General features: G+C 42.0%; 25 protein-coding genes and 2 pseudogenes. 5 read left to right on the top strand and 22 right to left on the bottom strand.

What is annotated here, in order from left to right; genetic code table 11:
* Positions 1-2 precede the first annotated feature (2 nt).
* From EIM92_RS15125 to EIM92_RS15110, 4 genes are all read right to left on the bottom strand, one after another.
* Positions 3-545 (bottom strand): polymorphic toxin type 28 domain-containing protein, encoded by a 543-nt coding sequence (locus tag EIM92_RS15125; protein WP_164515120.1) that lies wholly within the window; start codon positions 543-545, stop codon positions 3-5.
* A gap of 529 nt (positions 546-1,074) precedes the next feature.
* Positions 1,075-1,446, bottom strand: a complete 372-nt coding sequence (locus tag EIM92_RS15120; RefSeq protein WP_425464159.1) for a hypothetical protein — start codon at positions 1,444-1,446, stop codon at positions 1,075-1,077.
* A gap of 20 nt (positions 1,447-1,466) precedes the next feature.
* Positions 1,467-3,926, bottom strand: coding sequence for an EndoU domain-containing protein (locus tag EIM92_RS15115; RefSeq protein ID WP_246020986.1), 2,460 nt, complete (start codon positions 3,924-3,926; stop codon positions 1,467-1,469).
* A gap of 165 nt (positions 3,927-4,091) precedes the next feature.
* Complete coding sequence (locus tag EIM92_RS15110; protein WP_164515119.1) at positions 4,092-4,370, bottom strand: DUF6809 family protein; 279 nt, start codon at positions 4,368-4,370, stop codon at positions 4,092-4,094.
* Between the two features lie 148 nt (positions 4,371-4,518).
* Between EIM92_RS15110 and EIM92_RS15105 the strand changes: the two genes are divergently transcribed.
* A complete protein-coding gene (locus EIM92_RS15105) occupies positions 4,519-4,728 on the top strand; it encodes a helix-turn-helix domain-containing protein (RefSeq protein ID WP_125083356.1) in 210 nt (69 codons plus the stop codon).
* A 698-nt stretch (positions 4,729-5,426) separates the two neighbouring features.
* Here EIM92_RS15105 and EIM92_RS15100 read toward each other — a convergent pair.
* Together EIM92_RS15100 and EIM92_RS23740 are read right to left on the bottom strand one after the other, a co-directional pair.
* Positions 5,427-7,241: an RNA-directed DNA polymerase gene (locus tag EIM92_RS15100; RefSeq protein WP_125083355.1), complete on the bottom strand. Its 1,815-nt coding sequence runs from the start codon at positions 7,239-7,241 to the stop codon at positions 5,427-5,429.
* A gap of 95 nt (positions 7,242-7,336) precedes the next feature.
* Positions 7,337-7,504: a hypothetical protein gene (locus EIM92_RS23740; RefSeq protein ID WP_164515118.1), complete on the bottom strand. Its 168-nt coding sequence runs from the start codon at positions 7,502-7,504 to the stop codon at positions 7,337-7,339.
* A 104-nt stretch (positions 7,505-7,608) separates the two neighbouring features.
* On the opposite strand from EIM92_RS23740, the gene EIM92_RS15095 reads away from it, so the two are divergent.
* The 3 genes and pseudogenes from EIM92_RS15095 to EIM92_RS24240 all read left to right on the top strand — a co-directional run.
* Positions 7,609-8,061, top strand: coding sequence for a helix-turn-helix domain-containing protein (locus tag EIM92_RS15095; protein ID WP_281279631.1), 453 nt, complete (start codon positions 7,609-7,611; stop codon positions 8,059-8,061).
* Positions 7,995-8,156, top strand: a pseudogene (locus tag EIM92_RS24245) (IclR family transcriptional regulator domain-containing protein); the annotation flags it as partial. The gene EIM92_RS15095 and the pseudogene EIM92_RS24245, both read left to right, overlap by 67 nt.
* A 72-nt stretch (positions 8,157-8,228) precedes the next feature.
* Positions 8,229-8,491, top strand: a pseudogene (locus EIM92_RS24240) (aldo/keto reductase); the annotation flags it as partial.
* A 221-nt stretch (positions 8,492-8,712) separates the two neighbouring features.
* Here the strand turns inward: EIM92_RS24240 and EIM92_RS15085 are convergent.
* From EIM92_RS15085 to EIM92_RS15040, 10 genes are all read right to left on the bottom strand, one after another.
* Positions 8,713-9,384: an ABC transporter ATP-binding protein gene (locus EIM92_RS15085; protein ID WP_164515116.1), complete on the bottom strand. Its 672-nt coding sequence runs from the start codon at positions 9,382-9,384 to the stop codon at positions 8,713-8,715.
* Entirely contained in the window at positions 9,377-10,555 is a 1,179-nt protein-coding gene (locus EIM92_RS15080) for a hypothetical protein (RefSeq protein ID WP_125083352.1), read from the bottom strand. The genes EIM92_RS15085 and EIM92_RS15080 overlap by 8 nt, the downstream gene beginning before the upstream one ends.
* Before the next feature lie 17 nt (positions 10,556-10,572).
* Positions 10,573-11,577 carry an ABC transporter permease gene (locus EIM92_RS15075; protein ID WP_164515115.1) on the bottom strand — a complete coding sequence of 335 codons (1,005 nt, stop codon included), beginning with the start codon at positions 11,575-11,577 and terminating at the stop codon, positions 10,573-10,575.
* Positions 11,578-11,792: 215 nt separating this feature from the next.
* On the bottom strand, positions 11,793-12,896 hold the full coding sequence (locus EIM92_RS15070) for an ABC transporter permease (RefSeq protein WP_125083350.1): 1,104 nt from the start codon (positions 12,894-12,896) through the stop codon (positions 11,793-11,795).
* Positions 12,896-14,170, bottom strand: coding sequence for an ABC transporter permease (locus tag EIM92_RS15065; RefSeq protein ID WP_125083349.1), 1,275 nt, complete (start codon positions 14,168-14,170; stop codon positions 12,896-12,898). The genes EIM92_RS15070 and EIM92_RS15065 overlap by 1 nt, the downstream gene beginning before the upstream one ends.
* A 12-nt stretch (positions 14,171-14,182) precedes the next feature.
* Positions 14,183-15,115, bottom strand: a complete 933-nt coding sequence (locus EIM92_RS15060) for an ABC transporter ATP-binding protein (protein WP_125083348.1) — start codon at positions 15,113-15,115, stop codon at positions 14,183-14,185.
* Positions 15,116-15,275: 160 nt separating this feature from the next.
* A complete protein-coding gene (locus tag EIM92_RS15055) occupies positions 15,276-15,917 on the bottom strand; it encodes a response regulator (RefSeq protein ID WP_125083347.1) in 642 nt (213 codons plus the stop codon).
* On the bottom strand, positions 15,914-17,065 hold the full coding sequence (locus EIM92_RS15050) for a sensor histidine kinase (protein ID WP_125083346.1): 1,152 nt from the start codon (positions 17,063-17,065) through the stop codon (positions 15,914-15,916). The genes EIM92_RS15055 and EIM92_RS15050 overlap by 4 nt, the downstream gene beginning before the upstream one ends.
* A gap of 238 nt (positions 17,066-17,303) precedes the next feature.
* Positions 17,304-18,791 carry a protein adenylyltransferase SelO gene (locus EIM92_RS15045; protein ID WP_125083345.1) on the bottom strand — a complete coding sequence of 496 codons (1,488 nt, stop codon included), beginning with the start codon at positions 18,789-18,791 and terminating at the stop codon, positions 17,304-17,306.
* 189 nt (positions 18,792-18,980) lie between these two features.
* Positions 18,981-20,108: a nucleotide disphospho-sugar-binding domain-containing protein gene (locus EIM92_RS15040; protein ID WP_125083344.1), complete on the bottom strand. Its 1,128-nt coding sequence runs from the start codon at positions 20,106-20,108 to the stop codon at positions 18,981-18,983.
* A 299-nt stretch (positions 20,109-20,407) separates the two neighbouring features.
* On the opposite strand from EIM92_RS15040, the gene EIM92_RS15035 reads away from it, so the two are divergent.
* Positions 20,408-21,295, top strand: coding sequence for an AraC family transcriptional regulator (locus EIM92_RS15035; RefSeq protein WP_125083343.1), 888 nt, complete (start codon positions 20,408-20,410; stop codon positions 21,293-21,295).
* A 26-nt stretch (positions 21,296-21,321) separates the two neighbouring features.
* On the opposite strand, the gene EIM92_RS23735 is transcribed toward EIM92_RS15035, so the two are convergent.
* The 6 genes from EIM92_RS23735 to EIM92_RS15010 form a co-directional block, all read right to left on the bottom strand.
* On the bottom strand, positions 21,322-21,498 hold the full coding sequence (locus tag EIM92_RS23735) for a hypothetical protein (RefSeq protein ID WP_164515114.1): 177 nt from the start codon (positions 21,496-21,498) through the stop codon (positions 21,322-21,324).
* A gap of 80 nt (positions 21,499-21,578) precedes the next feature.
* A complete protein-coding gene (gene splB / locus EIM92_RS15030; RefSeq protein WP_125083342.1) occupies positions 21,579-22,607 on the bottom strand; it encodes a spore photoproduct lyase in 1,029 nt (342 codons plus the stop codon).
* On the bottom strand, positions 22,604-22,867 hold the full coding sequence (locus EIM92_RS15025; protein ID WP_125085204.1) for a transcriptional regulator SplA domain-containing protein: 264 nt from the start codon (positions 22,865-22,867) through the stop codon (positions 22,604-22,606). The genes splB and EIM92_RS15025 overlap by 4 nt, the downstream gene beginning before the upstream one ends.
* Positions 22,868-23,008: 141 nt before the next feature.
* Positions 23,009-23,323, bottom strand: coding sequence for a hypothetical protein (locus EIM92_RS15020; protein WP_125083341.1), 315 nt, complete (start codon positions 23,321-23,323; stop codon positions 23,009-23,011).
* A gap of 99 nt (positions 23,324-23,422) precedes the next feature.
* Complete coding sequence (locus tag EIM92_RS15015) at positions 23,423-23,626, bottom strand: cold-shock protein (protein ID WP_019639749.1); 204 nt, start codon at positions 23,624-23,626, stop codon at positions 23,423-23,425.
* 344 nt (positions 23,627-23,970) lie between these two features.
* Positions 23,971-24,804, bottom strand: coding sequence for a lytic polysaccharide monooxygenase (locus tag EIM92_RS15010; RefSeq protein WP_125083340.1), 834 nt, complete (start codon positions 24,802-24,804; stop codon positions 23,971-23,973).
* Between the last annotated feature and the right edge of the window lie 420 nt (positions 24,805-25,224).

The following is a 25,224-nucleotide window of genomic DNA, read 5'->3' as shown; positions in this document are numbered from 1 at the left end:
CATTATTTAGATGGAAACACTCCACCATGTGGATTAAACATAGTTTCAATTTTTTCCATTGTAGCGTTTGCCTCATTCAACTTAGATGTGTAAAGTTGTCGAAGTTCAGCATCTAAATTAGGATTTTTAAGCATCCCTTCCCAACTTCTTTTTAATTCAACTAAACCACGATATGCATCAGAAACTTCTTGAGCATGATCATAATAACCTCCACTTGGTTTGGGAACAGGGTCGCCATCTAAGTCTCTCTGTGCTCCTTTTAAATCCATTTCGGTTAAATGCGAGTATGTTCTTTCCTGTTGATTCAATGTTGCTCTCTGACTAGTAGTGATTTTAGACTTTGCAACATCTGATAAATCATCAACACTAGAGATTATCTTACCACCATTACCCATCCCCTCAAAAGGCTGCTTATTATCCAAAGAATTATCTACTGGATCTGAATTCGTCTTCTTAGGCTCGGTCTCTAGTTTCTCTGACTTATTTAACTCTACGTTAGCATTAAGTGATCCGCCGCTGCCTTTGGAGTTCGATTTAAGCTGCATTTTTGCAGCCCCCATGCCTACAATTTGAGCGGCCAGCCCTGCACTATCTAGCCAATGCTCTTTGGAATATGGATCGTATGGATTAAAGGCGCCACCAGGGGTTCATACACCCATCCGCTAACCTTGGCGTACAATAAAAGCTCACTCCTACTCATAATTTGAGTGGAATGAGCTTTTATAAGTGTTTAATTGTATAGTATTTAGTTTGCTCGTAGTTATTGTATTATCTTGTTTTTGACAAACCCTTCCGAGAAATTCGCTTCTTCGAGTGATGTACTTAAAAAAATAGCAATCACTCATATCATTATTCATCAAAATCGAGTTGTCTATATTAGACTCAACCAACTTAGATTCATCGCCTGCATGATTTAGTTGTTTTAATATTTCTTTTACAATTTCTAATTTCTCTCCAATACTTCCATCTGACTCTGTTCACAACAAGGTGGTTAGCTCGCATTACAGATTTATAAGAAATATCTATATAAGGCTATATGAAGTTGCCGACAATCCTGTTTGTGAACACATAATGCTAATTATCTAGCAATGATTCTTTTGCCCTCTCAAATTCATTTAGTATTTCCAATTGTTCTTTCTCCTCGAATTTAAAAATAACTTTTTTTAGACCATCCTCAATTAATCTTTGAAATTCTGTGTACTTTAAATATGATAACTCTTCTGGATATCCTGGGAATTCTTTACTGAATACAACTTCATCAGGTTTACACTTGTCAGGATCATCATTATCATACATATTGTAAGTAGCTATCATACAAACATCATCAAAAATAACGCCTTCCTTTGTTAAAATTATATCTATGCATTTTAATATCCTTGATTTGTTAATAAAGATTCCATTTATAAAATTAATATTCCATTCTTCACTCATTATTTCTCTATTCACAAACATTCTCCTTAGCATATTTAATTATCGAAACTTGTTACCGGGTGAAAATTAGTGATTTCCCCGTTTCTAAAATACCCTACGAATTTCATACCGTTTGATGCTTCACCACATATCAAATATCCATTTAAATATCCATTTTTCATTGCTTCCAAGCCCCACTGATAAATTTGCTGATCACTGTATATCCTAGGATCGTATACTGTTTTGGGATTACCAATATATTTGTATTCATCAAAATATGTTCCTTTCCCATCGCTTTTCGGTATTTTATATTTAATAGTCGCTAATCCAGGAAAATCTACATCATATGTAATATCCTCTGGACTTATCATATTCTCAATATCTTTACCTGTTGATTTTAATGCATTATGAAACTCGTCAGAATTATGAGTCCCATTGACCCCTCTCCTTCCGCTAATTGGATCGTTAGTAGCAATTAAATGCCTTTTTGCATCATTTGATACTGTGTAATTAACTTCTGTTAAAGGTGTTCCTTGTTTCCATAATTGACTACTTCCTCCCCCACCTTCACCCGTCCCCTCAAGAGGCTGGCTTGTTTTCTTTTTCTCTATAGCTTTAAGCAATTCCTTCTCTTTCTTCAAATACTCGTCGAACCTGGACGCTTCTCTTACAGCTGCGCTCTGCTCAATATTTGCCTCAACCCATGCACGTAGTTCATCTTTCCCCTTATTTTCCAAAGAATTATCTACTGGATCTGGATTCGTCTTTTTCGGCTCAGTTTCTACTTTCTTTGTCTTATTTAAGTCTACGTTAGTGTTAGCGTTAAGTGATCCGCCGCTGCCTTTGGAGTTCGATTTAAGCTGCATTCTTACATACCCTATGCCGAACATTTGAGCGGCCAGCCCTGCACTATCTAGCCAATGCTGTTTGGAAAATGGATCGTCCGTGGTAAAGATGCCTACAAACGGTTCATACACCCCGGACAATACTCCCGAGGATAACCAATCAATATAAGTATAAGCAGATTCATGCCTGTTTTCAGCTCGGTAGGCATAACCATCATAAATTCCTTTGGGAATGCCGAAGCTAATATAATTCAGAAAATCGCCCGGTGAATCCAGCGCCTTATTCGCTCGTTCATCTGCTGCCACCATAATATCGGAGCCGATTTCCTTGAAGCTGTCTATGGATTTATTGAAGTAATCTATCGTTTTTTCAAATACACTTCGCGTATCCTCCAAGCCCCCGGGTATGAGACACATATCCAGGTTACGAGGCGATTTTTCGACGAGATCCTTGTTCATATAAATCAAATTTAAGACTCTATGATCGATCTTGCCATTGACCTCGAACTTATACTGAAGCTCCGCAGATAATTCACTAGAGTTGTAGTTATCTTGGAATCTTTCGACCGCCCTTAGCAGCTCAGGACTATATTTACCCGTTATTTCGCCACGATATAGATTGATTTCGGCTAGGTACTGCTGCACATATTCAATATTCTGCTTCGAGATGGTCTTGTTATATTCCTCTACTTTAAGTGGAATTTCTTTTCGTCTTGCTTCTGCTGCAATTGCTCCTGCCTCAATGAATTCATAGCGATCTCTTGCCCAGTTTTGATAATTCAAGTTAATCATGCCTAATGCAATGGCGAAACGTTGTTCACTCAGGGCAGGCATGGCCGAGCCATCTGTTTTGTAGGGGTCATACCGAAGCGCACGCAGCGGTGAGCCCATAAAATGAGCTCTTAGATTGACATCGGCTGCATACCACTTCTCCGATACGCCAAGCGCTGATAGCTGTGCCCGTGCTTGCTCCGCCAATTGGTGAGCTTCATCCATATACTTCTGGTTGCCAAACTTGCTATATATCGCATATTCCGTTTGGTATTGAGCGATTTGATCGAAGGCACTTTTAATTAACATAAGCTGCTGTTCAGCAAATGAACGCTCTTCAGCATTTCCATTCTGCAGCATTTCAAAATAGGCGTTGATATGCTCGTCTTCCCTAAATTGGCTCAGTCTGGATTCCAGTGTCATTTCCTTAGCCTGTTGAATCGCATACTTGACGAAATCAATTACTCCAAAGAGCTTCATAACGTCACCCGAAAAGCGCGATGGATATTTGGCGGCGATTTCCTTTTGAAACCCGGGTTGTAGTGTGAACTTGACCTGATTTTTCTTCACCAAAGCCTTGATTTTGGCCTCGTCTTCTCCATATTGCCCAGCTATTGATTTCAACAGATTGCTCTTATTATGTAATCGATCGTGTAAATACTTCGCCTGCTTGCGTATGTCATATAGCATTTCTTCCGCACGATTAGCTGCGGATCGTACTTCAGCCGATTCTGGATATCTCATCCTGCTCGACTGAGCAACGTTATGAATATCCGCTTGTAATCTCATGATCCGCTCTTCAATAATCTGGTCAAGGCGTTTCATATCTTTGGACAATTGAAGCAGCCTGTCCGTATCCACACTTTGCTTACTACTGATCTCCCTCACCTGCTTTTGCATACAACATCTTTTTACAAAATTCTACAAAGAGAATAGCAGTTTTGGGAATTTTTATCATGATGCGGAGGGACTAGCCATGCTCTCATGATAGCTTCAATTACTCCATAAATAAGTAGATAGTAGTGTTTTAGCATGACTAATGGCCTTCGGAGATACCAACCATTTCTATGTTTCCGGCTTTACATTCAACACCTCGATCATCATCAGGGCACCGATTTTAAACCCATAGATAAATGACGCGGTGGAATGCATAGAGTAAGACTTTCCGTATAAATCGATGATACCTTCGATAAATTTAAAGTCTTTTTCCGAAAATCTTTTCTGACATTCCTCCATAAGGTTCGAGGTTTCTTTCGTCAGCTTGCGGTATTCGGGATCTTGTGGATTTATGTACACGTCTGGCTGCAGTGATCCGTTATAGATTTTTTCTATCATGCTTTCCATTGACGATCCATCCCCTTAAAAATAATATTTGATTGTATTCTCTATATATGGATTCCCATAAGTTGCCTTACACCCAAAATTATACGAAAACTGCATAAAAGTCAATATGCGGTTATTGCATAAGTTAAACTTGGCTTGGGTGATAATCATGTATAAAAGAATAAGAAGTTTACGAGAAGATAGAGATTTAACTCAAACTCAATTGGCTGACTATTTAAATATTACGCAAGCAACATATTCGCGGTATGAAAGTGGAAACTTAGATGTTCCCAGCCTAGTACTGATAAAGTTATCCAATTATTACAACGTAAGTATAGATTACATATTGGGTCAAACTGATAATCCTAAGCGAACTTAAATATTAGAGCTAATGTAGTTTGGAATTGAACAAAAAAAAGCAGTTTGCAAATGAATTGCCATTAAATCTCCACAAAAAAGGGATCAAATTTTGATCCCTTTTTCTAGACTCACTGTTTTTTTCATTAGCTAAAAAGTACTTTTATTTTTCATAAACATTCATAATAGGATTAATTTTAAATTAATGTCAATAATTGTAGTTCTGTAGCCCATATCGATATGGAAAATATGATTACCGAAATCGGTAGGCACCTTTGTTAATTGGATCTAATCTGCTCCACGGACGCGGAAGCTGTAACAAATGATTTCCTCTGCTGATAATTACCGAACAGCAGCTGTTAAGTCCGATGCCTTCCCCGTAACGACGACAGCAGTAACGGAAGGCCGGTTGTAGAATTTATCGATTTGGGGGCGATTTGATCTAAGGAATGGTTAGTTACTTACACGGTCATTCCGTGCCGTTGGTATTGCTTTTTTCTTTAGTCACTAAAACGGTATCGGCTCTTAACAGTAGCATTCAGCATGAAGTTTTTAAATGTAGTCTCACATCGATACAACGCGTAGGTTCCTCAACGATTAGCTGGATGATAAGATTTACCTGAAAGATACTTTTATCCTTTTATCTCCAGTATTCATGTACATTTTAATTAATATAAATGAGAAAATGCTGTACCTGTTTCTAAGCCATCGGGAATACTTTTAGTTAATATTATATTGTAGGTCGAGCCATTTTAAATAATACGGATCTTTAATATTTAATATAATTTTTTCTCTTATTGAACTATCGCTTCTTATTTCTTTGGAATTTAGTACGGAACATAATACAAGAAATTTTGGAAGTGGATATGCTCGTTGACTAGAAGTAGGAAATAGATAAAATAGCATCTTGCTTTCCAACTTTTCTAAATCTTTAAAAGCTAGAATCTGACTCGCCAAAGTTACCGTATTTGGCACTCCTGAAGATATCTGACTTGCTAATAATGTTTCCCCAGACTTCTCATTTGTTGTTAGAAGCCTTGAAATAATAGCTGTTACTTGTCTTCGTAAAAATGGTTCTGTTTGCCATAAATTTTTATATTTTGTTATAAAATTAAGTAAGTCCTCAGGATGATTGTATTTAGCTTTGAACCATAATAAACAGTAAAAATCTGAAGCTACTCTTCTATTAAATGAAAGCTTTGTAATATTCGCTTCAAACTCTTTTAAGAATTTTTTTGCTTTTTCATCGGTAGGGATTTCCCACTGAGTTACTAAATAACATAATTGATACATTGAAATATCATCAAATATATCAATTTTCTTTATTATTTCCAATACCTTTTCAGAAGTATTTTTTTCGTATCCTAAAATTGACAAATAAAGGTTTAGGTTACTTCTTAGATTGGGGTATTCAGAATATATACTGGGCAGATCATTTAACAGCTTTGTTGATTCAAGCCTTCCATAAGCTGTAATATAACGTTTTGTAGCCTTTTCCCAATATTTCGCTCCTTGATCTTTGAAATGTTGCTTGAATTTTTTATGTACATCCTTACATATTTCCTTATAATCAGAGTCACCCTTTTTAACTTTTTCAATACTATCTAAATACCTATTCTCTTCAATTTGAAAATGATAATAACCTTGTTTTTCATCATAAATATTTGTCTTTGATAAATTTAATGCAAGGCCTCGACTCTTTAACATATCCGATATAGAACTTATTATTTCGACAGCTTGCCTCCTCGAATTAACACCAATCGTTATATCATCCATCCATCGGGCGAAGCTACCATTTGTTGCTTGTTTTACAACTTCATCTACTTCAAATAAAAAAGAGTGGGCGAGTAATCGCACTCCTTCTATATTAGTAGTGGGTAGTCCTCGCGAAGAATATGGCAAGTAATCTGGTTTCCATGATATCTCTTCTATTATCTTAAATACAAGGTCAATTAAGACTTCATTCATTTTTGAATAACTAGTAAATACTTTACGAAGCTCATTAATATCTATACTGTCATAATAATTAGAAATATCAGTAACGATTATAAAATCCTGCTCATCGGTAAAATTATAGATCATTTTCTGCATTTTCTTCCATTGTTGTCTCCAGTTAAGCATATACTCATCAACTTCATGAGGGATCGATACACTATGTTTATCTCTTGAGTAAAAAGCATTCTTTGAAGGTTGGTTTTCTAAAATTTCTTTTGATACGCTTTCAATAAGAACCTGAAAAACCAGAGCATCAGTTGGTTGCGGAGTCACAAGATGCCTACAAACGCCAAATTTTTTTTCGATTCTATATGTAAGTGCCTGAGAAACTTTATAATTTCCATTTAAAATATCATTTCGTATTGTAGTTGCTCTTTCCTCAATATTATAATTAAAATCATAGTGATCAAACAGATCTTTTAAATCAATATTGCGCAATTGATTCTTCACTATTTTTCTCCAAACCTCAATTATATTGCTTTTCTTAAATATTTTTTCCAACTCAGGTTTTCTAAGGTTTATAAAACGCTCTGTTTGCAATTTCCATCTTCCTCCCAGCAACTCAATTAGGTATATTGTACCATAAATAAAATTCTTGGATTAATTTCCACAAGTAAATAATTCATTCGAATCTTCTAAAACAATCTCTCAAATGGCTCCCTTACCCTCAACTTCTCCAATACCCTATTCTTGTATATCCTATATTTTGAAATTATCCTCTTTTTTCTATAATAAATTCCTTCAGTATATTGTTTCCTACTATCTTCACGAAAGACTTCCCCCAAATCCAAATCTCCCCTCATATCACTCCCCCTCCTGTTATATAATTTCACATAGCGAAACAATTAGAATGATTTTTGAAACCAGAATAGAGTTATTCTAAGCTTAATTTGAGGCTAAGGTGAGTATGATTTCCAGATATGAGGTTTCCAGCTTAAAAAAGGGGCTCCAAGTGTTGGATCTTCTAAAAGTTCATCCGATCTTGACGATAACAGAGATTTCCGAAGAGCTGAAATTGAACAAAACGACGGTGTTTCACCTTTTGTACACGCTAGAGGAAATGGAATACGTCCTGAAAGCAGATAAGTATTATCGGCTGCATCCAGGGATGTACGCTCCACAGCGAAAGAATGCCTTTCAGGTGGATTGGAGTAAAATGCAGGTTCTTTACGAGTTGGGGGTGAAGGTGGCGAGGGATCTCTATATCGAGATGCTGGAAGGAACCCATGTCATCGTTCATCAAGTGTATCGTGCGCAGACGAAGGAAATGATGTCCCAAAAAGTCGGCAGCCTTTGCCTGCGCATCAGAACGCTCTTGGAAAGGTCATTTCAGCCTATCTTGAACCCTCTGCGCAGCTAAATATGCATTTGAATTTATCTTTACCGAAAGCGACAGATCATACTTTTACGGATCCCGTACTGTTTCTTCACCATCTGGAGGCGATTAAACAGCGGCAGTACGCCACGGACTATGAGGAATTTCACGAAGGGCTGCACTGCATTGCTTCTCCGGTTTTGTATGGAAAAATCGACCACGGAATTAATCTACTGGATACGGCATTTATGTACGGAATGGGACGTTCCGAGGAGCTTATTGGCGAAGTCGTCAAAGAAAGCGGCAAGCGCTCAGACATCGTCATCGCCACGAAGGTCTCTCCCAAGTTCGTTGACAATCAGATGGTTATGGACAACTCCCCTGCCTTCATGAAAGATGAAGTGGAGAAAAGCTTAAAACGTCTCCAAACCGACTATATCGATCCATGAACATTCATTATCCGGATCAAGCTACAAACAATTCGTAAACGATCGATGCCATCATTCCAGGGGCCAAGGGTGCTGAGCAGGTATTTAACAAATTAAGAACTATGTATATCCTGCTAACGACGGAAGAGGTTCAAGGCGTGGATCGTATTTTTTCGTAAAAAGTAAGCAAACAAACCTGCAGCCAGGTCATATCGCCCTGGCTGCAGGTTTCATTAAAAACCGTCAAACTTCTTTTGACAACAAAACCTTAATTCACAATTTTTCCGTCCTGCAACATGATTGTTCTATTGCACATTTCTGCAACCTTCTTATTGTGCGTGGCAATAATGAATGTAACTCCTTCCTCAACATTGATTTTCTTTAATAATTCCATGACTTTAAACGTGTTTGAAGTATCTAACGCCGCTGTTGGCTCATCAGCAATAACTAACGTTGGACGATTTATGATTGCTCTGGCAATCGCAACTCTCTGTTTTTCTCCACCAGATAACTGCCTTACTTTTCTATCCGTAAATTTTGACAGGTTTACTTTTTCTAGTACACTCATAACTAACCCTTTAATCTGATTTATTTTAATGTCTTGATTAAACAATAAGGGTAACTTGACATTGTTGTATACCGATAGGTCATCAATTAGTCCGTAATCTTGTATTATATAACCGATACACTTGTTTTTCTTTTCTGCTATTTCTCTTTTGGACAAGGAGTTAAAATCCTTCCCCTGAAACTTGTAATGACCCAAATATTCCTTGATATTTCCTCCGATGATGTTCAGTAAAGTCGTTTTTCCAGAACCTGATTCACCAATAATTGCGACCATCTCACCGGATTTCACAGATAAATTTATATTGTCTATAGCTAACCCATGTGCACTATATTGTTTTCCTATCCCCTTTAAAATTACAATGTCGTTATTCACAAGAAATCTCCTTATGCAACATTTTATCGTCATATTTAATTTTGTTTATAAAATAAGTGTTAAATAAAGAAGCGATTGTTGCAGCTAATATACCCATAAGTAAAATCAACAGGCTGTGCAACCCATAGAATGTGAGATCCCTGATCTCGCAAATCAAAAACCAGATCAGCTCTTGCAAGATAATTGGAATGATAAAAACAACAATATTTAGTAAAAGTATGGATTGAAAAAAGAAACCTGAAGCTAACCCAGTACTTACATAAATGAAGTATTCTCTTTTTCTGTTCTGAAATTCCAAATAATGAAAACTGGCAAAGGAGAAAATAACGAGTGGCACAATAACGATTAATAACATGACATAAATGTACATATCCTTGTAAGTCAGTCTGTTTATCTTCAAAACACGATCTTCAATGCTTTCTACATTCCTTAATCCGTAATCCTCTAGCATAGAAATAAATAAATTTTCCGAATAAGCACCTTTATTTTTTAACGTAATAGAAAGGTCTCCTTTGTATTCTGTATAAAAAAATGGAGACATTTCATTAAATTTATCAAAGACTAAAATCGTAGCCTCTCGATTAAATATATTGGTGCTTGCATAAGCGGTATCTAAAATATAATTATTTTTACGGCTACCAATTACTTCTATTTTAATCGATTTTATCGTCTCAAATTTTTTGACTATATCTATGTTATATACTTCACCAAGTTTATAATGGCCACTTAGTTCTTCCGGTATTATTGCAGGATATATCCCCTCTTGAACCTGCTGTTTGTCAAAATATTCACCTTTTGAAAGGTTATATCTATATTGTTGCACTTCATTTGGAGTTAAAAAGCTTGCAGTAACTTGCCTATAATCATAGTATTGATTCGTAAACGCGACGCCCTTGGATGGAGCAAGGAGCTGTATTCCTTGGGGTAACATTTCCTCTAATTTATTCAACTCATCATTTATATTATTTACATTTTCTAAATTATAATCAGCTCGGTAAAGCTCAGATGAGCCTATACTCTCCAAAGTTTGCTTAAGATGTTTAATCTCATTCACGTTATAAAAAACGATATGAAAAAGAAAGCAGAATACTACTAACTCAAAACCAAGCAATAAATATTTTTTCTCACTGTTTTTGATAAATAGCTTTATAAATTCATATTTTTTTCTCATAACTGTCCTTTTCTGCACTAAATAAAGCTCATACTCTTAATAATAGAGCCTAAGTGAATGGAGATATAGTGACTTACACTGATAGAAATCATGAATAAAATAAATATCTCGACAACAAAAGTTAAAATTATATATAGGTTTTCATAACCTAGGTTTCGATATATCATCATAGTATTCTTGTTTCGCAAGTGTAATATTTTTATCATTTTAAATATGTTAAGAACACAGAAAAAAATAACTACTAAAGACGCCATGACACTTCCAGAAATATTCTCCATTATACTTACCATCATCCAGGAAGATGAAGTTTTAATCTGAATATTAGCATCGTTTAAATCGTTATTTCTCGCTGCCTTGATCATCTTACGGATTTCTTTTTTACTTAACCGCTCTTCCAACGTAAGGAATGCTTCATTCATGCGAAAGGGGTTATTGTTGTATTGTGATATTTTTAAGATCGTATTGTAAGGGATTACTGAGCTCGTTTTATTATCATCCCTGCTAATTCCTATTAATTCAAAATCGTAGCCAGAAAAGTCGATCCTATCGCCTAAGCTAACATTTGAATAAAATTCAGAATAATCACTCTGACTAAGTATTATTACGTCTTCACCAGCATCTATCTCATTTTCGCTAAAATTTCTACCCTGAATAATTCTATTTTCCATGGACTGAGGATATATATCCTTGTAGTTACTAGAAAAAATCAGATCCAAATGAAATATTCCGTTGTTTCTAACTGTCAAATTAATATGTTTGATTTTCTCGATATTTCTGCTGCTAAACTCTTTCAGAATAACATCAAACGACTTTACAGAGTTAATTCCTGAAAAGCTTATTTCATAGGTTCTTGCACCTTCATCTAATTCACCGTATTCAGTAAACTTTTGAATAACTTCCTGTGAGATTACAAATAAAAAGGAAAAAGCTAGAGTTAAGATGCAAAGAATCACGATGTTAATTTTCCTATCGCTAATCGTCTGTCTATATAAAATTTCTAAAAATGTTCTGATTCGCCTCATACAAACCTCACTATGTTCCATTATCAACTTAATATACCAATATATTCAAGATAATTATATATTAATCCATTATGGATCTTAATTCTACTGATCTTGTCCGCCGTCTTGCTTTTCATATCGTTATAAAACAGATTCATATACAAAAACATGACAGCTCCCATCCGCATGGAACTGTCATGTTCTTTTCTATTTCACAGGGCCCATATAGCAGAAAATTAGGCTCTACGCCGCTCCATCAAGTTAATGCCGATCCCCATGCAAATCACACCAATAATACAAAGCTTAGCCAGTGACGGCAAGATATCCAGCCAGCCTCTATTGTAGATCGCAATCCCCGTCAGGGCATCCAGAGCATGCTTCAAGGGAAGCACTTCAGATATGCCAAGCAGAATTTTATTCGTAATCGTCCCCGGCGGCATATATCCTCCGCTTAAAAGCGGCATCATCGGAAGGAAAGATGGAAAGACCATGTTAAACTGTTCAGGAGTCCGAACCATTCCTGCAATCAGTATGCAAAAAGAGACAATCGTCAAGGTATACAGCGCGGCAATCAGGATCAGCATTCCGAAGTGGTTCCCCATGTTGAACCCAATCACGTAACGGAAGAGAAGAAATACGATAAGAATTTGTACAAAACCGATCAGCAGGCTGTACAGCAGATGCCCCAGGTACATCTCCGATTTGCGAATCGGCGATAGAATCATGCGGCTCCAGATGCCTGAGACTTTCTCCGTCGTCATGGCATTGACCTTGAAGCCGACCGTAAAGGCGGCGAGAAATAATGTAAACGTGAATAACAGCTGCAGGCTCATATCATATCTAGCCAGCTCGCTTCCATCAGCAGCATATAGCTGAACAGTGATCGGTGGCTGTTTCAAATAACGTTCGACCTCTGCCCGGAAGCCTTCCGCATCTTCAGCGTATTCCGCTGCCGTCTGCAATTGGAGTTCCTCGATAAATACGGTACGAACATGCTGCTCCATAATGTGTATGTTCGGATTGTCGATGGCTGCAATAAAACGATAGTCCCTCTCCATCACTTGCAGTGCCGCATCGGCACGTCCCCCGCGTACTTCTGAGCGCGCCTCCTGCTCGTCCTGAAGGAAGAATTCAATCGCTTCGCTCTCATTTAAACGACCCACCCATTGCTCTACAATAGATGCTTCAACTCCTTGCGCAGGGAAGACACCGATTTTGATCTTGTTGTCCATGCCCATCCCGAACATGAGTGTAGCCAGAATGCTTAATCCGCAGAAGGCGAGAACCATGATCGGTGAACGCTTTTCCTTCATCCATTGCGCTAAAAATATCGGATTCATCAGATACGCCCCCTTCTCGGAAACAGCCAGATTGCGCTACATGTCGCTACTACTGCGAACACACCCAGCTTCACCATTGCCCCAATCAGATTCGTGACCGTCTCGGTCTGAAGCCATTCCAGCAGCACCGCCAACGTAAATCCGTTCGGCGTCCATTCACCAGCGGATTGCAGCCACTTCGGAAGCACATAGATCGGTGCGAAGCTGCCGCCAATTGTTCCTGCAATTAAAATAACAAGAAAACTAATGCCGTTAGCAACGGAGTCTTCCAACCGGAACACCAAGGCGGTGAACAGCGAAGCCAATGCTCCTACGCAAAGCGCTAAAAAAATCAGAACCAGGAACATGCCCAGCCAGAATTGCAGCGAACGCCCCGGGAATATGCCTAATGCAAAATGCGATATGAGTAATACAATCGTAAGCTGCAATATGGACAAGCAAAACGTAGAGCTCATTTTTCCCGACAAATATTGTACAGGATGCGAGCCTGTAAGCAAAATTCGCTCCAGGGTATGCTCCCGTTTCTCTGTCACGGCCTTAGTGGCTGTCGTAGTGGATAAGAGCAGAGCAAATACGATACTAACTGCCAAGGCGTAATATTGAAAAGAAGTGACCGTCTCCACACCTGGTAATATTTCACGGCCTCCTACATTCTCCATATCGGTCAACGAAGCAACTACAACGGCTGTGTCCGTGCCCCCGACATTTTGGAACGCGGATTGAAAATTCAGCATCTGCATATATCCGTGAATGATTTCCCCCAGTACATCTACCTGAAGGGATGCTTCTCCGGCAATGATCTGGAGCGCCGCTCCCTCTCCCTCGTTCAATAGCATTTTGTGGAGTGCCGCATTCGTAAAACCATCTGGTATGGTAATGATCGCCTCAATCTGTTCCTCCTCCAGCTGCCGATGAGCTTCCTCACGGCTTAGCTCCTGCAAATGAACGATGCTCATGACCTCTTCAGATTGGAGCAGCTCCATAAGTGAGCGGATCGGTGATAATTGCTCCCCATGCCCCTTGGAGAATTGCGTTATTTCTTCCAATGCTATACGGGAGGTCAGCGATTCTTGGAATTGCTGCAAGGCGGCTGGCTCATCATCCAGATTCACGATGGCCGCTTTGATCTCCAGTGACTTGGTTGGATTCTCGATCCAGCCAGGCAATGCAAATCCAAGGATAATAATAAGAACAATCGGCGTAATGAGCGAGATCAGAAGCTCCTTCCGATCTCTCCAGAAAACGAGGAAATCCTTCTTAAAAAACGGGATCAAATGCGCTCCCTCCTAGTCTCTCAGCGTCCGGCCGGTCAGATGCAGGAAGACATCCTCCAGGCTTGGCGTGTGTACATGTATGCTGATGATCTGAATGTGATGCCGTTCGGCGGCTTGAACGACTTGGGATAACAAATTGCTTTGCTTGGCGGCAATGAGCTTTAACCCGTTCTCGGTTTCCTCGACCTGCCGGATCGGCGTCAACGTCCGAAGCTCCTGTATCAGTTCTTTGCTTGGCTTATCAAGCTGAAGCAATAAGGTGTCTTCTCCGGACAAAATCCGGCGCAGCTCCTCCTTCGTCCCCGAAGCGATAATCCGACCATGATCCATGATGTAAATTCGGCTGCATAGCTGCTCGACTTCTTCGATGTAATGGCTCGTATATAAGACCGTTGTTCCCTTCTCGCGGTTTAACCATCTGACGGTATCCAGGATGTGGTTGCGGGATTGAGGATCAATGCCCACCGTCGGTTCATCCATAATGACGATTTTCGGATCATGCAGCAGCGCTGCCGCGATATTGATCCGTCTCTTCATCCCGCCGGAGTAGGTTTTAATGAGCTCCTTCTGCCGATCACTCAGCCCGACCATCTCCAGCAGTTTTTGAATTTTCATCTCCAGCTGTATACCCTTCAAGCGGTATAATCCGCCAAAAAATTTCAAATTCTCGTAGGCGCTGAGCTCCTGATACAGGGCAATTTCCTGCGGCACGACTCCCAACACCTGACGAATGAGCTGTGGCTTACCAATGACGCTCGTTCCATGCAGTCTTACATCGCCCGCATTCGGCTTCAATAAGGAAGATACCATGGAGATCGTTGTCGATTTACCCGCTCCATTTGGCCCAAGCAGACCGACGGATTCACCCTCATCCAAATAAAAACTGACATCGTCAACCGCGGTCTTTCCTTTGAACACTTTTCTTAGCTCTAGGGCTTCTATCATATCCTATGCCTCCTTCAATTCCGTACACCAAATCTGTAGTTATATTCGTCAGTATACAAACAAAAAGACAGTGCTCACACTGTCCTCCGTCATCTATTCACGCTCTACCCATGACTCTAGTCATGCATGATTTAAAAATCTGTACCTTCTCCAATGTTGGCTATACGATATTATGGCGAATGGCATAGATGGCGAGCTGGGTACGATCGCGCAATTCCAGCTTATCCATCAGCTGGCTCATATGATTTTTTACGGTTCCGACGGTCAAACCCAGTTCATCGGAGATTTCCCGATTGCTCCGCCCTTCACCTACTAGCTTCAGAATATCCAGTTCCCGTGGTGTAATAGCAGGATCGATGGAACGCTCTTCCTCCTCCTCGGTTCTGCGAAGCAGCCGCGGAATCACCTTTGCGGCAACGTCATCCTGCAAGGTTAGTCCGCCTGACATACAACTGCGGATGGAACGAATTAATGCCTCAGGCTCTGCGTCCTTGAGTAAATACCCACTTGCCCCGCTTTTTAACGCCTCCAGCGCATACTCATCGTCATTGAACGTCGTCAGCATAAGCACCTTCCGCTCCGGCCATCTTTTACGAATGACTCGTGCAGCCTCCAAGCCGTTCATGACCGGCATCTGTATATCTAGGATGACCAGATCGAACATATGCCGCTCGTTGAGCTCCACCGCCTCTCGGCCATGAACTGCTTCGCCTGTCACACGAAGCCCTTCGTCTGTTTCTATCATCATTTTTAAACCTTGGCGTACCATCGCCTGATCCTCGGCAAGCAAAATTTTGATCATCGGGTCGTCTCCCCCTGGGTCATATGTAAGTTTAGCGGTAATACACCGCTGACAATAAATCGGTCATGATGAAGAATGACCTGAAATCGGCCACGATTGCTCTCGATTCTCTCCCGCATCGACTGCAGACCGAAGCCTTCCCGGAAGGTGTCTGCTTGCGCACTGGGATTCGAAATTTCGAAGCGAAATACGCTGCCCCCAGGGGCTTCGAATGTAACCTCGGCCTCCCGGGATTTACCGTGCTTCATAATATTCGTCAGAGCCTCCTGGACAACGCGATATACCGCAATGGACTGTTCATTCGTTAATGGCGCAGACATCGCACCGTGCTTGACCGTAAAATGAATCTTGATCAGACTATCCGCTTCCAGCTGGCGGATCAGTCTCATAATTGCCGGCAATCCGCCAGGCTCATTGCTCTTCAACGCTTTCACGGCGCTTCTCGTCTCCTCCAGACTCTCCCGCGCCAGCTCTTTTAGATGCCGAGCTCGTACCTCCGCCTCGCCCTCGGCTTGCATGCGGAACACTTCAAGCTGCATCATGAGAGCCGTCAGCTTATGTCCTACGGAGTCATGAATTTCCCGTCCAATTTGAGCCCGCTCTTCTTGGCGGGCCAGCTCTTCGCCCGAGGCGAGATGTCGCTTCATTCTCCGATACTCGCTAAGCAGCGCTTCATTCCGTGCTTCCGCCGCCTCTCCCCGCTGCCAACTGCTGCGAAATGCGATTAGCGCAGCCGCGAGCATAGCCGTGTGCAATGCGAGATAGACAGGGGGCAAGGATGGATTATGAGTGGCAGCAGGAGCTGCAGCGCTTAGAATAACAACAAGGCCTACGATCCAGGCCTGAATCGGCGGCAACCTGTATGCAGCCTTACACGCAATCAAAGACAACACTAGGATGGTGTAAGGATTAGCCGTACCGAGAGGATCAGGCCACAACACCATACTGGCGACAAGCGAAGCGAGGCTCAGGTTCATTGCCAGCAGGATCGGCTTCGTTCTCAATAACGGAGAAATGAAATAGGCTGTAAAGAACAATGCGCTGCCCATCAACCTCGGAGTCATCATTGCCGTATTTAAGGATGCATGCTGAAGTGCAAAGATCCAGGTTACGCATAATAAAAACAACCAAATCCAATATGTACGCATAGGAAGCTCCTAATTAAATTTATTCATTATTTTAAGTGTAGCATACGGCTATTCAAAAAAAGAAGATGAAGTTCAGGCGATCCATAACGTCTTACTCCTAATCACAGAGGCGCACAGCAAAAAAGGGCTTGTCATCAAGCCCTTCGCACTTCATTCCCTTTGTTTACTTAGTATATAGAGTATGTGTTGTATCAAGTCGGCGTGTTCACTTCGCTAACCAACTTCTCATCCACTTCATTCACGTTCCGCAGTAAGTTCGGTAAGGACGCAGAGACGGTTCAGGAAGTTGACAATATTCCTCCTGTTCCGCAGTGTGCGCGTAAGGATTCGCGAGAACGCTTAGCAGCCGCTCCATCACGCTGTAATCTCCATTCTTCTCTGCGGCTTCGAGAGCTTCTTCCACCCGGTGATTGCGGGGGATGACGGCAGGGTTGCTGTCCCGCATCAATTGATGCGAAGCTTCCTTGCTCTCCTCCTCCCTGTCTAATCTTGAATGCCATCGCTGAAGCCACGGCTCAAACTCTGCATCCTCAGATAGCGCCATATCCTGCCATTTGCCGAAGGTTAAAGCTCTGAACGTATTCGTATAGTCCGCACGGTGTTTGTGCATCAGCTTCAGGATCTCTTTAATCAGGGCTTCATCGTCCGGTTCCACGTTAAAGAGCCCCAGCTTCGCCCTCATTCCCGCCAGCCAATGTCGTTGAAACTGCTCGGTAAAACCGCCAATGGCTTCTTCCGCAATCTTCAATGCCTGTTCCTCATCGTCATGCAGCAGCGGCAGCAGAGACTCCGCTAATCTAGCGAGATTCCATGCCCCGATATAAGGTTGATTTCCATAAGCATAACGCCCTTCACGGTCAATGGAGCTGAACACGGTCGCCGGATCATAGGTGTCCATAAACGCACAAGGCCCATAGTCGATCGTCTCTCCGCTCAGCGTCATGTTGTCCGTGTTCATCACGCCGTGGATAAAACCGACTAACTGCCACTTCGCGATAAGCTTGGCCTGGCTGCTGATCACTTCCCGAAGCAAAATTAAATAACGATTCTCGCTATTCTCCGCATTCGCCAACGCTTCCGGATAATGTCTTTGCAGCGTATAATCCGCCAAGGCACGAAGCTCTTCGCGCTCCCCTCGACCTGCGGCATACTGGAAGGTGCCGACACGGATATGACTAGCCGCCACGCGAGTCAATATCGCGCCGATCTGCTCCGACTCACGCATGACTGGCTGACCCGTCGTCACCACAGCAAGGCTGCGCGTCGTCGGAATGCCTAACGCGTGCATGGCTTCGCTGATGATATATTCTCGCAGCATCGGCCCAAGCACCGCCCGGCCATCGCCGCCGCGAGAATATGGTGTTCGACCAGATCCTTTAAACTGGATATCGACTCGTTCCCCTTGAGGCGTTAGCTGTTCTCCGAGCAGTACGGCTCGTCCGTCACCCAGCATGGTGAAATAGCCAAACTGATGACCTGCATACGCTTGAGCGAGAGGCTGAGCCCCTTCGGGAATCTCATTACCAGCGAACACAGCTGCACCTTCACTGCCTTGCAATGCTTCCACATTCAACCCGAGGGATTCCGCAAGCGATTCGTTGAACACGACCAGCTTCGGTTCGCGCACGGGCGTTGGATTTTGCAGGGTATAAAGTATATCCGACAGCTTGGCATAACTGTTGTCAAAGTTCCATCCTGCTTCTACGGTTGCTTTTTTGTCCGTCATCTTATCTCCTATTCTTAATAAGTTATCGTATTCAATTGATCCGAGTTATCACCATTCCCCATTTATTATGTACCTCTATTCACTAATGTATTTCAAATGCATGGACTCCTGTATTAATATATCCTAATTTAAGGACATCTAAAAGCCTTCCAAAACCTCTTTGGAAGGCTTACCATCGTTCAGTTCAGCTCAATCAAATACCGGTATCGAAAAGTACTGCTGAATGACATCTGCGCCCCGCTTGCTGCCGCCACTATTATGCAATGTAGATTGCATCCGCTGTACGCCTTCTAGTATTGCTGAGTCGGCGAGAACTTCCTCGGCGCTCTCCAGCAGCTGGCTTGGCGTAAGCGTCTGAAGCTCTAACTTCCGCCCTAGCTTCAGCGCCTCAGCCCTGGCAGCGACAAGCGGCTGATCGGAGCTTTGCGGCACCATCAGGAGAGGGACACCATACCAGAGTGACTCCATCACTGAATTCATTCCGCCATGAGAGATGAAAAGCTCGGCATACTGCAAAATTTTTAATTGCGGAACAAAAGGGGAAATGAGGAAATTAGCCGGAACCTTTTCCGGCGGCGTTTTACACACCATTACGACCTTCCAGCGCGTATCCGCGAAGGCTTCCACGCAAAGATCATAAAATTGAGGATTATGAAGTACGCTGCCAAGTGAAATGAATATCGTGGGATGATCAGCAATTTCCTGAAACGGGAAATCCGTTTCCATTCCCCTGTCCACGACTGTCGGACCGATAAACTCAAAGCTATCCGCTAAATATTCCGAATCCGGCTGGAACTCCCGCGGGATCGGGGCGAGCATGAGCGGCTCCGACTTCAGGAACATATCCGTTATGATTTCGGGGATATCTCCTTCGAATAACCTGGAGAAGTAATCGAATACAGGAGAGTCCGCGGTTACGGCAATCCCTGAAAAGAATAAAGCCCTCGGGAGCTCTAACTGTTCGGCGACGGTCCGTCCCCATAGGCACATTGGATCGCATACGACACCGTCCGCATTCTCAAGGCGTACTTCTCCCAGCAAATCGGAGGCCTTAGCAACATGGCGGTTCAGGTTGTCCACATAATATTCCCCCGAACGCAGGTTAACTGTCAATCGCTCATCCTCCGCCTCCTCCATTTGGAAACCAAATTCCTCACCGATCAGACGGATTTCTGCTCCTATGCTGCCAACCTTACCTGTAAACTCCTTTGTCGTGTAATACACGACTTGATCACCGCGGCGAACCAGCTCCTCTGCGACAGATAAAGTAGGATTAATATGACCGTGATATGGTAGCATAAAAAATAGCAGCTTCATTTCCGATCCTTCTCCTCTCCAAAATAGCTTTAATCTTTATATATACAAATTGTATGCAGCAATAGTTGGGTTTTTACGGATAAATTTCCTTCGATTGGTCATATTTTAATTTTCAGTCTCTTCCATATGCTTTCAAAGAATGAACCCACAAAGTTTATAATTATGAAATGAAACTCACGGATCATCCTAAGGTTCTATATTAGGGCTTCTCTAGAGAGTCACCCTGCAAACCTGTGCACCAAATGTCGGGAGAGGAGCATGTGGAAGATGCTATGGTAAGGATAAAGGAGGTTACCCACGTGGATTTGCTAAAAAAAATGAATGAAGCGATGGAGTATATTGAGGCTAATCTTACATGTGCTATCGACTATAAAGAGGTTGCAAGGCTGGCTGCCTGCTCGGAATATCATTTCAAAAGGATGTTCTCTTTCCTTGCAAATGTTCCATTGTCGGAGTACATCCGCCGAAGAAGGCTTACAGCTGCCGCTTTTGAACTTACAGGTAGCCCTGCCAAAGTCATTGATATCGCTCTGAAATATGGCTATAACTCCCCAGATGCTTTTACCCGTGCTTTTCAAAGCCTGCATGGCATCACGCCGTCCGAAGCAAGGTATAACGGCCATTCTCTTAAAGCCTATCCGCGTATGACCTTCCAATTAACCATTCAAGGGGGAAGCGAAATGAACTACCGTATAGAGGAGAAAGAAGCTTTTTACATTGTTGGACTGATGAAGCGTGTCCCGATTATATTCCATGGAGTGAATCCGGAGATCGCCTCGATGTGGTCCAGCTTAAACGAAGAATCGATCAAGGAACTTAAGTCACTTTCTAATGTAGAACCAGCGGGACTGATCAGTGCGTCGACGAACTTTTCTGAGGGCAGAATGGAGGAACGAGGAGAGCTTGATCATTATATCGGTGTTGCAACCACCAAGGAGTGCCCGGTTCACTTTGCATCGCTCCATGTCCCGGCTCAAGCATGGGCGGTCTTCGAAGCGATTGGACCGTTTCCCGATACGCTGCAAAATGTATGGGGACGTATTTATTCAGAATGGTTCCCTTCCTCCAACTATGAGCAGACGGAAGGGCCGGAGATCCTCTGGAATGAAAGTAAGGATGTTAGCTCACCCACTTTTAAAAGCGAAATATGGATACCCGTCCTGAAGAAATCAAATATTGAAGCATAAGAAAAAGTCAGGAGCTCTCCTGACTTTTACTCGATATAGCCTTTATTCTTCAACGCCTCATATGCTGCGTTCTCATTCTCATCTTTGATTTGATATTCTAGAGTTCCTTCTACGATTTTCGCGCAACGACCGCCGTAGGGTTTAAGGGACTCTTTAATTTCTTTCAAATCTGCCGCTCCTTTTAATGGATAACTGACTTTCATGCGTAATCCACCTCCACTAATAAAAATAACAAAAATAGGAGGCATTATGCTATAGAAAAAGTCACAGGAGTATCCATCATCTAAGTAAAATACTCCAGCCTGGCCTCAGGAAAAAACTTCTCCATATACCCGTAAAGATGGTTCTTTAGCTCCCTCTCCTCTTCTTTTGGATAAATGTATTTTCCAATCCCATACTTGCCCCATTTATATCTCCGCTTCTCCTCGTCCAATTCCAGCTTGGTCATCGGATAGTTTTTCTCGATTACACGCTTGGCCGGTTTGGTAAACCGATGCTGGATGAATTCGAATGTAATGTCCTCCCGGACGTCCTCTGGCAGTTCGGCGTCCAGACGTTCAAACATATGATAGTAGCCCTCCTCCCACCCTTCATGCAGGTAAATCGGAGCGACGATAAATCCCAAGGGATAACCGGCTCTCGCCACCTTGCCAGCCGCCTCGATCCGTTGCGCTAACGGCGACGTCCCAGGTTCAAAATTTTTGATAACATAGTCGGCATTGACGCTGAAGCGAAATCGCGTTCTCCCCTGATGCTTGGCGTCGAGCAAGTGATCCACATGATGAAATTTCGTAACGAATCTCAGCTTTCCGTATTCGGATTGGCCAAAATGCTCAATGGCTCTTTTTAACGTATGTGTAAGGTGGTCGATCCCTACGATATCTGAAGTACATGAGGCCTCAAATCGGGTCGGCTCCGGCGCCCGTTCCTCTATATATTGATCCGCTGCTTCCAAAATCTCTTCCACGTTGACATAGGTGCGAATATACGGCTTGCTTCCCATCGTCGTCTGCAAATAGCAGTAATGGCAATGTCCCATACAGCCTGTCGCAAACGGAATGGCATATTCCGCTGACGGCTTGGACGTGTCAAATTTCAGCGTTTTGCGAATGCCAACGACCAGCGTTGATTTCGCTACCCGATATCTTTGAAAGTCATTGTCTCCGGGTAAATTTCGGACTTGATTATGCGAAGTGGTGTAGCGGATTTCAACGTCCATTTTTGAAAATTTATCATAAAGCTCTTTCCCCAAGGGATATTCCAAGGCATCCGGCTCAAAGTAGATCAGCTTTGGAGTAAAAGGGTTAATCATTCGAAGCTCTCCTCGGACGCCGTCCCGAAGTAATACCTGTAAGCCTGCTCCGCCTCTTCCTGTGTCGTATAGACTGCCATTTCATGAGAAAGCGGGTAATACGTTTCATATAGGAACATGGCCAGCTCCTGCGGATTATCCGGATGGTTCACAACTGCCGCCTGCTGGATATGAGCTACATCCTGGGTGTGCGGATTGCGGTAAAAGACGTAGACGATATCTCCCGGTTTATATATATTGTTATCATTATGTAAATCCACTTGACCACCTTCTCTTTGAATGTCAATGGGTTCAGTTAACATAGTTTAGTTCTTTCCTAAAGAGCCAAGAAATATGTTTCCTTGTTGCAGGATTCAAAACAGCACAAAAAAACCACTTGCATAATAAGTGGTTTTTTCCGGCTATTCAATGACTTCTATTTTAAATACGTTATCTAATTTCCCGTCTTTATCGAGCCTCTTCCTCAAAGGAACCTTAATATCTTTCCCTAGTTCTTTAAAGAAAATATTGACGTCGCAGTTAACGTTAGTAAGGGATACTCTTATCGCGCCTTCATCGGTAATATTCTGATTGGCCTCAATCGGAACTGAAGCCTCTACATCAAATTGTTTCGTGAGTGTCTTCATGTATCTTGAGAATATCTCAATGAGCTCGCCATTGTCGAAATTATCTATAGCGATTTGTCCTTTGTTCGTAAAAATCAACTTAACTTTCACTTCAACATTCCCCATTTCTAATAAAGTTTAGAGAAAGGTCTGTTCCGCTCCTATGAAGAAAAGCTGCTCCTTAATATGCAGGAGCAGCCTTGTCTTAGATTAGTAAATTTTTGTAACATTCTCGGCTTGCGGTCCGCGATTGCCTTGTGTCACATTGAACTGAACACGTTGACCCTCGTCCAATGTTTTGAAGCCTTCGCCTTCGATTGCGCTGAAATGAACGAATACGTCATTTCCGTCCTCGATTTCGATAAATCCAAAGCCTTTCTCCGCGTTAAACCATTTAACTGTACCTGTTTGCATGTTATTACCTCCAAATATTATTTAACATGATCATTTTCCCACAAAATAAAAAAAATCACACATTGAGAAAAGTTCCATCATAAAATGAGACTCTGTTCAACATGTGAATTCGTTTCAATTTCGACAAATTTAATATTACCACGTTTATTTTAAAAAATCAAGGTTATCTTGATATAATAATTTTGACAGCGATCGAGCGCTCAAATTCAGGTCTAAATGAGCCAATGTATTGTTCGATTATACAACCCAATTCAAAAGGAGCCCAATTTTCACTCATTGGACTCCTTCCTACTTTATAAACATTTCTATGACTGAGTTATTATGCTTGATTATCACCCCTAAGCTTACTGGGGCGGCGCGTCACCGATCAGCTTCCACGGCCCCCACTGGCCTGTCGTTCCTGGTTCCTGATTTTGCGTCCACCACAGAGCTTCCCAGAACTGCCCGTTGTGAATGACAATATCACCTTCATTGTAAATTCGGATAGCATTCCAGATCAGGTGTTCGCCAAACCGGTTAGGATCACCTGGAAAGCCAGGCTCTGGCGTTGTAGGCGCGGACGGATTAATGCTCAAGTTGGCATCGATCACTTGATAGAACGCATTGGGCGTATCCGCGATATCCCATACAGCAACAATTACATAATAGCCTTCGCGATCATTCGGGATGTAACAATCATGGTATACATCATCCGGCGGGATAGCCCCATCATCAATATATCTGCAGAACAGCTCCAGATCGGCCCGCTTGAGCGGTGAATTCGGATCCCAACCCTTCTTGGTAATATAATAATCCCAAGTATTTGTGCTGTGGTTAGCGACGATTTCCCAATGGAACGTATGCTCTCCGCCTGTCAAATTTACTTTTTGCCAACGGGTAGAAGTCTGCTCATCTAACTCTGTGAATATACCAGCGCTGGCAATTTGTCCATCAGGTACGCCAAATTCAGGGAAATCTCCACGTCCCTCTACGCTGAACGGTTCATAGATGACTCTGCCGCAATTGACATTTTCCCCTCTCGCGCACAAGTCCGCACGGCTGTCAATGACATGACCGTGTGCGGAAGCGTTATCAGCAAATACCGCAGAACAAGCAAGCATAACGAGCATAGTTCCCGCAGCAACTAAGAACATTTTAATTTTCGAGTACTTCCGTTCTAATATAACCTCAGCAGTCATTTTATTTTCCTCCTTTAGATTGGATAGAATCAAGAACGTTCACAACCGACTCTTTTACTCTCTTAATCTCTTAAACCACCTCGTTTCAGAATGAATTACTGATCCTCAGGCCTTGAACAATAACGTTAATCCTCCTTTCATCATGTTTATAATCAATCCTGAGAGATGCCGATTCTTTGAAGTCAGTTCAGGAATTGATAACTTGAATCTAGATGTTAAAAATATGAATACTAGTACGAATATAAGAGAAAAGAACATAAACAAACGAGGAATAGATACATATATTTTAATATATGGAATTTTATGGATTCATTTATACTATATTAAAATACTATATTTGTCAATTTCATGGAGATTATTGATTGCAAATGCTTGGGTTGCGCTATGACATAGTAAAAAGTCAGGAGTACTCCTGACTTT

The sequence above is a fragment of the Paenibacillus lentus genome (genome assembly GCF_003931855.1).
Taxonomy (GTDB): domain Bacteria; phylum Bacillota; class Bacilli; order Paenibacillales; family Paenibacillaceae; genus Fontibacillus; species Fontibacillus lentus.
The sequence above is the reverse complement of the archived record's forward strand: the minus strand, read 5'-3'. Positions and strand labels throughout refer to the sequence as shown.